Annotated in this window: 12 protein-coding genes; 10 read left to right on the top strand and 2 right to left on the bottom strand. The window is 53.3% G+C overall.

All coding sequences use genetic code 11. From position 1 onward, the window contains the following. The first annotated feature begins 56 nt into the window (after positions 1–56). From lolB to E0E17_RS15225, 4 genes are all read left to right on the top strand, one after another. Complete coding sequence (gene lolB, locus E0E17_RS15240) at positions 57–680, top strand: lipoprotein insertase outer membrane protein LolB (protein WP_130835578.1); 624 nt, start codon at positions 57–59, stop codon at positions 678–680. Beyond that, a complete protein-coding gene (gene ispE, locus E0E17_RS15235) occupies positions 677–1534 on the top strand; it encodes a 4-(cytidine 5'-diphospho)-2-C-methyl-D-erythritol kinase (protein ID WP_130834855.1) in 858 nt (285 codons plus the stop codon). The genes lolB and ispE overlap by 4 nt, the downstream gene beginning before the upstream one ends. A 137-nt stretch (positions 1535–1671) precedes the next feature. Next, a complete protein-coding gene (gene prs / locus E0E17_RS15230) occupies positions 1672–2619 on the top strand; it encodes a ribose-phosphate diphosphokinase (protein ID WP_130834854.1) in 948 nt (315 codons plus the stop codon). A gap of 235 nt (positions 2620–2854) precedes the next feature. After that, positions 2855–4024 carry a GGDEF domain-containing protein gene (locus E0E17_RS15225; protein ID WP_130834853.1) on the top strand — a complete coding sequence of 390 codons (1170 nt, stop codon included), beginning with the start codon at positions 2855–2857 and terminating at the stop codon, positions 4022–4024. Here the strand turns inward: E0E17_RS15225 and ychH are convergent. Both ychH and E0E17_RS15215 read right to left on the bottom strand, forming a co-directional pair. Continuing rightward, a complete protein-coding gene (ychH, locus tag E0E17_RS15220) occupies positions 4015–4302 on the bottom strand; it encodes a stress-induced protein YchH (protein ID WP_130834852.1) in 288 nt (95 codons plus the stop codon). The two genes, E0E17_RS15225 and ychH, sit on opposite strands and share 10 nt — an antisense overlap. Positions 4303–4647: 345 nt before the next feature. Further along, entirely contained in the window at positions 4648–5688 is a 1041-nt protein-coding gene (locus E0E17_RS15215) for a MerR family transcriptional regulator (RefSeq protein WP_130834851.1), read from the bottom strand. 258 nt (positions 5689–5946) lie between these two features. Between E0E17_RS15215 and pth the strand changes: the two genes are divergently transcribed. The 6 genes from pth to E0E17_RS15185 all read left to right on the top strand — a co-directional run bounded on the left by pth (position 5947) and on the right by E0E17_RS15185 (position 12730). Next, entirely contained in the window at positions 5947–6537 is a 591-nt protein-coding gene (gene pth, locus E0E17_RS15210) for an aminoacyl-tRNA hydrolase (protein WP_165446238.1), read from the top strand. Between the two features lie 118 nt (positions 6538–6655). Then, entirely contained in the window at positions 6656–7747 is a 1092-nt protein-coding gene (gene ychF / locus E0E17_RS15205) for a redox-regulated ATPase YchF (protein WP_130834849.1), read from the top strand. Positions 7748–8598: 851 nt separating this feature from the next. Continuing rightward, the gene (locus tag E0E17_RS15200; protein ID WP_130834848.1) at positions 8599–9339 is read left to right on the top strand and encodes a coiled-coil domain-containing protein; all 741 of its coding nucleotides are present in this window, start codon (positions 8599–8601) and stop codon (positions 9337–9339) included. 75 nt (positions 9340–9414) lie between these two features. Then, positions 9415–9909, top strand: a complete 495-nt coding sequence (locus E0E17_RS15195; RefSeq protein ID WP_237680798.1) for a hypothetical protein — start codon at positions 9415–9417, stop codon at positions 9907–9909. Between the two features lie 120 nt (positions 9910–10029). Next, entirely contained in the window at positions 10030–11175 is a 1146-nt protein-coding gene (locus E0E17_RS15190; RefSeq protein WP_130834847.1) for a tellurite resistance domain protein, read from the top strand. A gap of 49 nt (positions 11176–11224) precedes the next feature. Beyond that, on the top strand, positions 11225–12730 hold the full coding sequence (locus E0E17_RS15185) for an SrfA family protein (RefSeq protein WP_130834846.1): 1506 nt from the start codon (positions 11225–11227) through the stop codon (positions 12728–12730). Positions 12731–12735 lie beyond the last annotated feature (5 nt).

Here is a 12735-nt window from a genome sequence, read left to right as displayed (position 1 = left end):
GATGGTTAGCGTTATCTGTTACGTATTAAAAACGTGTCTGAGGAGATGACCACGTGATGCATTTGCCCCCGCGCCGCCTGTTGCGCCTTTTACCTCTTGCCAGCGTACTGCTGGCTGCCTGTAGCATTAATAAACCGCAGGGACCGGGCCCGGACACGACATCCCCCCAGTGGCAACAGCATCAGCAGTCCGTCGCACAGGTCAGTCAGTTCCAGACGCGCGGCGCTTTTGCCTATCTCTCTGACAAACAGAAAGTTTATGCCCGTTTTAACTGGCAGCAGACTGCGCCGGATCGCTATCGTCTGCTGCTGACCAACCCGCTGGGCAGCACCGAGCTGCAGCTGGATGCGCAGGGTTCGGTGGTGCAACTGGTCGATAACAAAGGCAAACGTTACGTCAGTAACGACGCGGAGAAGATGATCTCTCAGCTGACCGGCATGGATATTCCGCTGGCGAATCTGCGGCAATGGATGCTGGGACTGCCGGGCGAGGCGCGTGACTACACCCTGAATGAGCAGTATCAGCTGCGCAGCGCACGCTACAGCCGCAACGGCCAGCAGTGGGAGATGACCATTCAGGATTACAACAGCAAAACCACGCCGCCGCTGCCGGCCAGTCTGGAGCTGCGCGCCGGCGACCAGCGCATCAAACTGCGAATGGATAACTGGACGCTGCAATGATAACCACCTGGCCCGCTCCGGCGAAACTTAACCTGTTTTTGTCTATCACCGGCCGTCGTCCTGACGGCTACCATAATTTGCAGACGCTGTTTCAGTTCCTTGATTATGGCGACACGCTGCATATTACCCCGGACCAGAGCGGTCGCATTCAACTGCTGACGCCGGTTGATGGCGTCCCTGAGGCGGAAAATCTGATCGTGCGTGCCGCGCAGGCGCTGATCGACGCGGCACAGGCACGCCACAGCCTGCCGGCAAACGCAGGCGCGGCAATCGCGATTGAGAAACGTCTGCCAATGGGCGGTGGCCTGGGCGGCGGCTCTTCCAATGCAGCCACGGTGCTGGTGGCGCTGAATCATTTATGGCAGACCGGGCTGTCCGCCGCTGAGCTGGCCGCCATCGGTGTGCGCCTCGGTGCCGATGTGCCGGTGTTTGTTTATGGTCATGCGGCGTTCGCTGAAGGCGTCGGCGAATTATTACAACCAGCAGAACCTGCAGAAAAGTGGTATCTTGTGGCGCATCCTGGTGTCAGCGTTGCCACGCCCGACGTATTTAACGATCCAGCGCTGACCAGAGATTCACCGGTCCGCTCACTGGAGACGCTTTTGCGCCTGCCTTTTCATAATGATTGTGAATCAGTCGTAAGAAAACGTTTTCGTAAGGTTGATGAGCTTGTTTCCTGGCTGCTAGAATACGCGCCGTCGCGCCTGACCGGAACTGGCGCTTGCGTGTTTGCCGAATTTGACACCGAGCCAGCTGCTCGTCAGGTGCTTGAACTTGCCCCGAAATGGGTACGTGGATTTGTTGCCCGAGGCGTTAACGTCTCGCCGCTCCAGCGTACCCTTTCCGGGGGTTAAGCCTGTGAGTGACAGTGTCACCCTGTTCCAGACACTGCACTCCAGGCATCAACACACCCGTATGGACAGGCCCTGCGGTATGCGCCGGTTACCGTAGTGCCGTTCATTCTCTGGACGCAAAGCCTGAGGTTCTTCTCGTGCCTGATATGAAGCTTTTTGCTGGTAACGCCACCCCGGAACTAGCACAACGTATTGCCAACCGCCTTTACACCAGCCTCGGTGACGCCGCTGTCGGTCGTTTCAGCGATGGCGAAGTAAGTGTACAAATCAACGAAAATGTACGCGGTGGTGATATTTTCATCATCCAGTCCACCTGTGCTCCCACAAATGATAATTTGATGGAACTGGTCGTGATGGTCGACGCGCTGCGTCGTGCTTCTGCTGGTCGTATTACCGCAGTGATCCCCTACTTTGGTTATGCTCGTCAGGACCGCCGTGTGCGTTCAGCGCGCGTGCCAATTACCGCTAAAGTTGTGGCCGATTTCCTTTCCAGCGTTGGCGTTGACCGTGTTCTGACGGTTGACCTGCACGCAGAACAAATTCAGGGCTTCTTTGATGTCCCGGTTGATAACGTATTTGGCAGTCCGATTCTGCTGGAAGATATGATGCAGATCGGCCTGGAAAATCCGATCGTCGTTTCGCCGGATATCGGTGGTGTGGTACGCGCCCGTGCCATCGCCAAACTGCTGAATGACACCGATATGGCGATTATCGATAAACGTCGTCCGCGTGCCAACGTCTCTCAGGTCATGCATATTATTGGTGACGTGGCAGGCCGCGACTGCGTACTGGTTGACGATATGATCGATACCGGCGGTACTCTGTGCAAAGCTGCGGAAGCGCTGAAAGAGCGTGGCGCCAAACGGGTTTTCGCTTACGCCACGCACCCGATTTTCTCCGGTAACGCGGCGGAAAATCTGCGCAATTCCGTGATTGACGAAGTGATTGTGTGCGATACCATTCCGCTTTCCGAAGAGATGAAGTCGCTGCCTAATGTGCGCATTCTTACGCTTTCCGGCATGCTGGCTGAAGCGATTCGCCGTATCAGCAACGAAGAATCGATCTCTGCGATGTTTGAGCACTAAGTTTCTGTTAAAAACCGGGCCGCGAGCCCGGTTTTTTTGCCTCATATTTTGCTGCTGATCCGCCTTTTCTGGCTGATAATTTACAGGTATCCCTGCGTTTTCCCGCCATAAAAAAGTGTCTGTACGGCCGTTACCCGCGCCTTCCACTCTTTTCATCTTAAACCAATATTAGTAGTTCCGGATTCCAGACAATTAGTGCTATTTTGCACGCAATTTTTCTGGACATCGGCTCATCATGGCGCTCGATATTTACACTCTGTTTGTTTGCGAGCTCTATGTGCTGGGCTTTCTCAGTATCATCCTGATCTTTGCCTGGTTTGGTTCACAGCGCGATCGTACGCTGGGTTTTACCTGTCTTGCGCTGATTCTTACCCTGCTGTCGGTATTCTTCAGCAGTCTGCGCAGCACTGGCTTGCAGTTTCTCCCGGTTATGGTAGGTAACACGCTTATCATGCTGGGGTATGGCCTGTTGCTGAATGCTTTCCGCACCTTTTGCGGTAAAGCCTACCGTTACGGCTGGCTCGCCGGAGCTCTGCTCTGGGCGCTACTGTGCTGTTTTCCTGACTTTTACTATGCACAGCCAAAACGGGTAGTTGCCGTTTGCCTGTTCTGTATCTTCTATACCATTGCCCTGATCCGCCTGCTCTGGCAGGCGCGCGAGACACTCAGGGCTACCTTCTGGCCCGGGCAACTGCTGCTGTGGATTCATCTCTGTTTTCATGTGGCGCGCATCTTTCTCGATGATGCCCAGCTCATCTCACGACCGGGCGCCATTGGCGGCTCGCTGTTTTCGGTTTACGTCATTCTGGAATCGATACTCTTTGTGATTGGCCTGGCCTTTACGATTCTGGCTATGGTTAACGAACGCACCCAGACTGCACACAAACGCGCCTCTTTACTCGATCCCTTAACCGGGGTCGGCAATCGCCGCGCCCTGCTCGATCAGGCGGAGAAACTGGCCGCCAGCTGTGCGCGTCGCCAGCAACCTTTTAGTGTGGTGCTGTTTGACCTCGACCATTTTAAAAGCATCAACGATCGTTACGGTCATCAGAAAGGGGATCAGGTACTGATCGATTTTTGCGAGGTGGTGAGAAAACGGCTGCCGAAAGAGGCACACTTTGCCCGTCTGGGTGGCGAGGAGTTTGCTGCTGTTCTGGCGCTGGATGGACAACAGGCTCTGCTGGTGTGTGAACAAATTCGCAACGCAACCCTGCTGTCTATGCCGGAAGAGATCCGTTATTCCGTCAGCATCGGCCTGGCGACCAGCGATGCCCAGGAGCAGCGTTTTCTGGTGCTGATGGCGCGAGCGGATGAGTCGCTTTACCGTGCGAAAGCCAGCGGTCGCAATCGCACGGAATACTACCCGTCGTTTAGCGTGCCGCTCACACCGCTGGCTCAGCCGTGACGCTGACGCTGATGGGAAGCGCGACGGCAGCGCTTATCACCAAAATGGCGTAGCCAGTAGTAGCGGTCTTCCACCCGTTCACGCCCGCTGATACGTGCACCGGTCAGCCAGAGCAGCGCGCCAATAAAGATGCCGAACATCGCTGCGTGCGCTAAAAACTGCGGCAAGTGGAGCGAAGGCAGCTGATTGATGATGGCATAACCAACCCCTGCAATCATCGTGGCTAATCCCAGAACCATCAGGCAGTTGCCAGCATAACGTGCATGGTGACGTTTCATCGTAACCTCCTTTCCTTATAAGCCTCGGCGAGTCCAGAGCACATAATGTTAATAGCCATAAGCTTAGGAGATGACCGGCAAATTAATTGCGTACAGGATCACACTCCGCCAACAAACTTTGACAAATCTTTACTGCAGCCTGTTGATTTCGATAGAAAATGATTAATCACGTCAAGTTATCATTACGTTTTATCAGCCTTTGTGCTCCTTCCCGTCCCGACGTACACCACGCCCCTGCTGACAGGGGCAGGAAGCCGTGGCCTGTGCAGACGGGAAGCCCTTCCCTGGGCCCTCTGCTATTTCCTTGCTGCGGGTTCAGCCCATGAGCCGCCCCGAATTCTTACCTTAACGCGCTGTTGCTTTACTCTGCATCAGCGCACCTACTGCCTGCTGCAGCCAGCCCAGCACCTCAGGGGTCATCCAGGTCCCTACCGTCAGCGCAGGCTCCCTGCTCATCGCCTCGCGAAATTTCTGATGCGTTTGCGGATTCTCCCCGGCAAAAGAAGTGAAAAGCGCAAGCCATTGCGCCGCAAGCGCCTTCGCTTCTTCACTTGCCGGATCGACTCCCTTTGCCCGCGCTGCATGCAGTTTTGCCACCAGCGGCGGCCATTCCATCATGCGATCAAAGTAGTGAGCGCGCGTGTAGCGGTACTCATCAGGGCTAAGGTAGCGCTGGTAGATCGCCAGCTTCGACTCCGCAAATGCCCGTGTCACGTATGCCTGAACCTCTGAGGTGATGCCGGTTTGCGCCTGCATCTGCGTCTCTTTAGCGTGCATTTCGTTCAGCCGCGTCAGGAAATCGGGCTTGCCTGCAGTATCACGTTCCAGCATCTCCATCCAGCGGGTAGCAAGGCGCTGTGCCTGCAGCTGCTCCGGCGGGATTTTTTGTGCCATTAACTGCTTTACCTGCTGCACCAGCTGCCGCCATTCATTTTCCCGCGCCGGATCTTTGCGGGCAAAAGGCAGCGTATCCAGCTCTACTTTACTGAACCAACGATCGTACATTTTCATCAACTCCAGTGTGGTTAGCCATTCAGAGAGATTCGGCTCCTGCCCCATCTTCAAATCGCTCTGCAAAGCCTGCAGTCTTTCACGCAACCTGGAGAGGCGTGAAATCTGACTGTTCAGCATGGCGATTTGCTGATCGATAATGTCGGTCAGAGCAACCGAATGGTTCTCCAGACAGGCGCGCACTTCAGCCAGGCTCAGTCCCATGTGGGTCAATGCCTGGATTGTATGCAGGCGCTCCACATCGCGGGCGTTGTAAAGCCGGTAACCTGCTTCAGTGCGGGCCGAAGGCAGCAGCAGGCCCTGCGACTCGTAGTGATGTAATGTACGAACGGTGATCCCGGCACGCCGGGCCAGTTCGCCTACCTGTATCAACATGTTGTCGCGTCTCCTGTTTTGCTGCTTCATGGCGAAGTGTGATGTCTTACGTAACGTGAGGGTCAAGTCGCAAGGGTAAAAAATGGCTACTCTACAGAAGCCGTTTTCCCGGTGTAAGAAGTTAATTCTGGCGGTGCGGCTTACAGGAACAGCGTTTATCGACGCTCCCCCGGGTGAAGCCTGGCTGTCGCGCTTTGTGATTAGCCTGGCATCACAGTACACTATGCCGCGAATTTAGCGCTTTTCAGGAATAATAACGTGTCGATTAAACTGATTGTCGGCCTGGCGAACCCGGGCGCCGAATATGCGGCAACGCGCCATAACGCGGGAGCCTGGTATGTAGATTTACTGGCGGAACGCCAGCGCGTGTCGCTGAAAGAAGAAGCCAAATTTTTTGGCTATACCGCGCGCCTGACGCTGGCGGGCCAGGATGTGCGTCTGCTGGTCCCTACCACCTTTATGAATCTGAGTGGTAAAGCGGTAGCGGCCATGACGAGTTTTTATCGCTTCGCCCCGGAAGAGATTCTGGTGGCGCATGATGAGCTGGATCTGCCGCCGGGCGTGGCTAAATTTAAGCAAGGTGGCGGTCATGGCGGCCATAACGGGCTGAAAGATATCATCAGCAAGCTGGGCAATAACAATAATTTCCATCGCCTGCGTATCGGTATCGGCCATCCCGGCGATCGCCATCTGGTGACCGGTTTCGTGTTAGGTAAACCGCCTCTCAGCGAGCAGAAGCTGATTGATGATGCCATTGATGAAGCGGCGCGCTGCACCGAGCTCTGGCTGAAAGAAGATCGGATAAAAGCGATGAATCGGCTGCATGCGTTTAAAGCAGGCGCCAGCTAACTGTGATTTCCGCGCCATTGCGTTCATAATTCTGTGTATAATGCGCGAAATTTTATTTTCGTTTCCGTCAAAGCACCTCACCCTGCTTTGCACACCAAGTTAGAAAGGTGATTTAACCATGGGATTCAAATGCGGTATTGTGGGCCTGCCGAACGTCGGTAAATCCACCCTGTTCAATGCGCTGACCAAAGCGGGCATCGAAGCGGCTAACTTCCCCTTCTGTACCATTGAACCCAATACAGGCGTCGTACCTATGCCGGATCCGCGCCTCGACCAGCTGGCGGAGATTGTGAAGCCGCAGCGCGTGGTGCCGACCACCATGGAGTTCGTGGATATCGCGGGCCTGGTAAAAGGCGCTTCCAAAGGCGAAGGCCTGGGCAACCAGTTCCTGACCAACATCCGTGAGACCGAAGCGATCGGCCACGTGGTGCGCTGCTTTGAGAATGACAATATTATTCACGTTGCGGGTAAAGTGAATCCGGCAGAGGATATTGATGTTATCAATACCGAGCTGGCGCTCTCTGATCTTGAAACCTGCGAACGTGCGATTCAGCGCGTGCAGAAGAAGGCCAAAGGCGGCGATAAAGACGCCAAAGTCGAGCTGGCTGCGCTGGAGAAATGTTTGCCGCACCTGGAAAACGCCGGCATGCTGCGCTCGCTGAAGCTGGATGCAGATGAAAAAGCGGCAATCCGCTACCTGAGCTTCCTGACGCTGAAGCCGACTATGTATATCGCCAACGTGAACGAAGATGGTTTCGAGAACAACCCTTATCTCGACCAGGTGCGGGCGATTGCCGGGCAGGAAGGTTCTGTCGTCGTACCGGTTTGCGCGGCCGTAGAGTCAGATATCGCTGAGCTGGACGATGAAGAGCGCGACGAATTTATGGCCGAACTGGGTCTGGAAGAGCCAGGTCTTAACCGTGTAATTCGTGCCGGTTACGCCCTGCTGAGTCTGCAGACCTACTTCACTGCTGGCGTGAAAGAAGTGCGTGCCTGGACCATTCCGGTAGGCGCAACGGCGCCGCAGGCGGCTGGTAAAATTCATACCGACTTCGAGAAAGGCTTTATCCGCGCCCAAACCATCGCCTTTGATGATTTTATCGCTTATAAAGGCGAGCAAGGCGCCAAAGAGGCCGGTAAAATGCGTTCTGAAGGTAAAGAGTACATCGTGAAAGATGGCGATGTAATGAACTTCCTGTTTAACGTCTGATTGGCCCGGTTGTTTTATGCAATCTCATCAGATTGCATAATCACTGATGAATATTATAAAAATCCACGCTATTGCGTGGGTTTTTGTTTTATTAGCCTGTATTCACTTAGCAAAGCAGGGCGAAAACCACATTTTTCCGGCAATTATCACCCTTCATAATTTTTATTACTCCTTTTCATAAATAGAAAACTAAAATGCCAGAGCCATAAAATTTTGTCGTTCGCTGATGCAATCAGCAGGATAATATATGCCCTAAAAATGTTTAAATTTCACTTAACGCTAAAACATAACAGTATGAATAGTATTTTTGCAGAGGGCTCTGGATTGCTGAAGGCAAAGTAATGTTACGCTCAACTTTTCAGTGATTAATGTCACAACACCCGCTGATTTTCTGCTTTCATTACGTGTGGCAGCCTTCAGGCATTAATTCGCGATTGTTCGGTTATAGTCTGTCAGGTTTCTGGCTCGTACACATTCTGCATGCAAAGATTGCATAAGAAAAAGATATTGACGCCATAACCTGTTACAGGTTAAACCAGCAAACAAGAACATTAGTGCAATGTCCACTACTATTTTATTTGCTTTCCAGCACTAAAGATTCAGATTTCCCTGCCGATATCCATGTAGCGTTTTCAGGACCCTGGTGCATCACGCATGTTCTCCGTGCCGTTAAGCGGTGGAAACAGAAATAATGGTCTGAAGATCTTTATCCTCTGCAGCGGCTATAAATTGAGCTTTATGCTGCAAAAAAGATAAACGCCTCGTGTTTAAAAAAATTTATTACAGCAATAGTGTCGATGGACAGCACACTTTCTCTACGCTGCTCCATGCGATAATTTAAGGATAAAATAATGGCAAAGAAGTTTAAGCGTAGTGCAACCTGTCTTCTTGTTTCTCTGACCTTTCTTCTCGGTGGTTGTGCCAATACAGGCAGCTCTCTGTTATCTGGCACCAAACCCGATCCACGTCTGACCAGCGGCGAGCAATCCCAGTTCTTTAGCAGCTCCGCAGCCCAGGGCTGTGGTGTCGGCGCGCTGGCGGGTGCCGGTATTGGCGCAGTGGCAGGGGCTTTGGCCGGAAACAGCAAGCAAGCCTTAGTCGGGGCTGCTGCGGGCGGCGCTGCCGGATGTGTTGCTGGTCTGGCAACAAACTACTACCTGGACAGTCTGAAAAAAGATTATGCCACTACCGCCGATCGCCTGCAGGCGATGGATAAAGACATCAGCAAAGATACTGCTGACTTAGCGAAAACAACCACCGCGATGAAAGAGGTTATCCGCGATAACCATGCCACACTGACCAAAATTAGCCTGCAGAAAGATAAGGCTGGCTTTGATAAGGCCGGGGCCAATAAAGAACTGGCGCAGGTAGATGCCAACATTAAAGTCATGAAAGACAAAATCAAGGTCATGAAAGAAAAAAGCGCGGCTTATCAAGTAGCGCTGAAGGAGCAAAAAACATCCAGCGCAACGGAGAAAGCCAGACTGAAAACGCTGAATACCGAGTACAGCCAGCTTAATAGCCAGATTCGCGTTCTGGAATCAGAAGCGGATGGTTTGTACAACCAACGCCAGGCTATTTCTCTGGGTTGATAAACCAGGGCCGGAATTATTTCCGGCCCTGTATCCCCTGTTGTTATACCCGACATTTTACTCAGCATTCAATTCATGGGTTACTTCATGAGAAAATACGTACTACTCACTTCAGTATTGCTTGCAGGATGCGCGACATCGCCTCATGACTGCGATTTACATGCTCAGGATCCTGGCTTTATTACCAAGCTGAGCTGCGCTACCTCTGGTGGATACCGACAAAAAATCGACGAGCAGGAGCGCCAGATATTGCAAAGTCGGCGGGATAATAAAATCGCGCAACAGGATCTTGCTGATACCCAAAAAAGAGAGCAAGCCTCACGTAAGAAACTGGCCGATGAACAAGCCAGGTTAACAGCGGCGCAATCCGATCTGGCACAAACACTTAAAAAACTCCGCTCAGGCAAAGTTAATAACCAGCAGCGCCAACAAGAAATACAACAACTGCAGGCGTTGCAACGCCAGTCCCGGCAAGCCGGCAACGCCAGTGAAATTGCCGCTATTGAAAAGAAAATTGCTGAAGCCAAAAAACGCGTCGCCGCGCTTGAGCAAGCCAATGCGCTGCAGTAAACACACCCTTTGCGTGGTGGCCCTGTAGGGTCGCTACTTTGCCTGAAGCAGACCACGTGATAGCAGTGACTCACTTTGCTGCTCAGCGTCTGATGCTAATGACAACGATGAATCCGGGCTATGCAACGATTAACACGATCAGCGCCAATTGATGATGCTACCCTCGCCACTTATGAGGAAACGGTCGCACTTATTCACCGTTATCTTCCCTCTTCCCTTGCGTTGCTTTATGCAACGGCACGTCGTAATGCCGAAGGGGATCTGGAGTGGTGGACTGCACGACAAGGACTTGCCATACCACAGTCCGCACTGAGTGACAATGAACAGCTCAAGGTAGAGAGCAAGCGCCAGCAGTATCAGAATACTGTTGCAGGGCTGATCGAACAGCTTGCCGCCCGCGGGGAAACAAAACCGGCTCAGGCGCTGCAAACATTGCTCGCTCATTCACCGGCACTGACCTGTTATGCCGTCGGTGGCGAACCCGTATTAATTAACTGGGTAATCCCACACCAGGATGTCCCCGTCATGCTGGCTCCGTTGCCGCGACGGCGCTCCTTTCTACCGTGGCTGCTATTACTGTTGCTATTGCTGTTACTGGCACTCGCCTGGTGGTGGTTTACCTGCCATAGCCGTCCTGTTGCTGCCCTCCCTGTTCAGAGCGAAACGCCCGCAATGCTTGCCGATGCATCCCCGAAAAATACCCGGTTGACGCAGGATAACCCGAGCATCCATCTCGAAAAGAGAAAGGACTTCGGACGCATCAGGATCAATCTCTCCTGGCAGCAGGGCCAGCATAAAGCACCGGTGGATCTGGATATTGCTGCATTTATTCGTTTTAAAAATGGCAACAAAAGTGCGGTTGAAGCGCTCAGTAAATTTGCCGGCAATTACGACAAACCGCCCTTTATGTTGTTACCCAAAGATCAGCGAGGGGGTGACGACCAGGATGGCGAATGGCTTTTTATCAACGGCAGTCACTGGCAGGAAATTGATGAAGTTCTGATTTACAGCTTCATCTACGGCGGTACAGATAACTGGCAAGGCGCGAATGCCACTATCACTATCTATACCCCTGACCAGCCCCCTGTCAGTTCCACCCTGGTTAATGGCAGTGAACGCAAGAATGTCGCAGCTATCGCCCGATTAAAGAATGTGGATGGCGACATCAAGGTTGAACGGCTTAACAGCTTCTTCCGCGACCGGAAATCGCTGGATAAGCATTATGGCTGGGGCTTCGAATGGTTGCCTGGCGCGAGCAAAAATTAGTCACCTGCATATAACTGGCGTGAATTAACCGCCCTATAAGGTTCAGACAATGCGAAATTCGATTCAGGGACCACTGTTACGTAGCGGGAATAACTCTGCGTTTAAGGCGCTGGGTGAAACCGGTTATCCCGTGTTTAAGATGGCATTTCAGCTTCGTGAAGCCATCTACCGCCTTGATGCCGGGCGCGACCTCGCCCGGCATCTTGCCGTTCCGCAAAATGATCAGGGTGGTGATCGCACCGACTGGTACAGCAGCTTCGCCGGTGATGTCATTCCATGGCAAAGCGCCACGGAAAGCGAGCGCGCCTCTGCACGTCAGCAATTCGATGCATTTCAGATGGCGGTACAGGCGTTAAGCGAGCAGATGCTTAATGCAGAAAATAGTCATGCAGGCGGCGATCGGCGCGTATTTGCGCAGTTATTAACATCAGTTGTTCACTTTCCGGGTAATGAGTTTCTTTATCTGGTTAATGGAGTGCTGGTGATTACTTTCTGGGGTTTTATTCAGCCCACAGGCGAGCAGCGTAATCCCATGCACTGGCTGCAATCCTCCTCAGTAGCGGAGCAACCGCTCGCTGCTCCATTCGCTCAGCCGCTGACTCAACCGCAGCCACAGCCCGCTGCCCCCCCTGTTCAGGCAAACGGGAGCGTTACACACCCCCGACGCCGTAACTGGCACTGGTGGCGTTGGTTACTATTACCCCTGCTATGTCTGGCTCTGATACTGGGATTACTACGGGGCTGCGTGCCGTCACTTTCACTGCCTGGCCTTCCCGGATTTTCCGCTGAGAAAAACCTCAGCCAGCCCGTCCATACTGCCGGAGATAGCCACATCCCGGGGGAAAATAGCCTTGCCAGCAGCAGCGTGAATGTCCCGTTGACCAGCGGAGCAACTAGCGCAGCTCCCCCTGTGCCGGCAGCCGGTTCAGCTGGCACAAATGCGGCGCCTGATGGCGTATTCGCCCCGGCTGCCGGGGATGCGGCGGCGAACGATGTTCCCACTCAGGAGGCAACAGACAAAGCCAACGGAGCGCAGGAACAGTTAAACAATAGCGAAGCCCCTGTTACTGGGTCTGCGGCTGATACTGTTCCGCCCGTTATTCCTGAGGGGCAACCCCCTGCGCCTCAACAGCCCGCAGCTGTTCCCAATACCGTGCCGCCAGTAATACCAGCTCAGGGAAAACCATTGACGCTTCCCGCAGCTTTACCTGATGGTCCGGCGCAGTTTCTTAACGGGCAATGGCGGGTCAATGGCGGTATTCAGGACAAGCTCACTGGCCGCCCGTTACAGTTGCAATACAACTTTAAACAGGGCAACGGCACGGTCAGCGTACGTCAGTCGAATGGCGTAACCTGCACCGGCGCGGCCAGAGGGAGTGTACGCCTGGGAGCACTCAATATTACTAATCCCGAGCAGATGCAATGTAGCGATGGCTCAAACTTTATTGGCCCAACCATAGAGTGCAAATCGCCCGCTTCTGGTCACGCCGATTGTGTCGGCAACAATGAGGGGGATAAAACCTTCCCCATTCGCATGCTTCAACCCAATACTTAAACAGG

The sequence above is a fragment of the [Erwinia] mediterraneensis genome, assembly GCF_900604315.1.
Lineage (GTDB): Bacteria > Pseudomonadota > Gammaproteobacteria > Enterobacterales > Enterobacteriaceae > Pantoea > Pantoea mediterraneensis_A.
Note: the sequence above shows the minus strand (reverse complement) of the source record. Positions and strands in the feature narration are given on the sequence as shown.

Bases quoted from the DNA above. Each gene is read 5' to 3' on its own strand.
- lolB (WP_130835578.1), top strand. From the start codon at position 57: ATGCATTTGCCCCCGCGCCGCCTGTTGCGCCTTTTACCTCTTGCCAGC.
- ispE (WP_130834855.1), top strand. From the start codon at position 677: ATGATAACCACCTGGCCCGCTCCGGCGAAACTTAACCTGTTTTTGTCT.
- E0E17_RS15225 (WP_130834853.1), top strand. From the start codon at position 2,855: ATGGCGCTCGATATTTACACTCTGTTTGTTTGCGAGCTCTATGTGCTG.
- ychH (WP_130834852.1), bottom strand. From the start codon at position 4,302: ATGAAACGTCACCATGCACGTTATGCTGGCAACTGCCTGATGGTTCTG.
- E0E17_RS15215 (WP_130834851.1), bottom strand. From the start codon at position 5,688: ATGTTGATACAGGTAGGCGAACTGGCCCGGCGTGCCGGGATCACCGTT.
- ychF (WP_130834849.1), top strand. From the start codon at position 6,656: ATGGGATTCAAATGCGGTATTGTGGGCCTGCCGAACGTCGGTAAATCC.
- E0E17_RS15200 (WP_130834848.1), top strand. From the start codon at position 8,599: ATGGCAAAGAAGTTTAAGCGTAGTGCAACCTGTCTTCTTGTTTCTCTG.
- E0E17_RS15195 (WP_237680798.1), top strand. From the start codon at position 9,415: ATGGGTTACTTCATGAGAAAATACGTACTACTCACTTCAGTATTGCTT.
- E0E17_RS15190 (WP_130834847.1), top strand. From the start codon at position 10,030: ATGCAACGATTAACACGATCAGCGCCAATTGATGATGCTACCCTCGCC.
- E0E17_RS15185 (WP_130834846.1), top strand. From the start codon at position 11,225: ATGCGAAATTCGATTCAGGGACCACTGTTACGTAGCGGGAATAACTCT.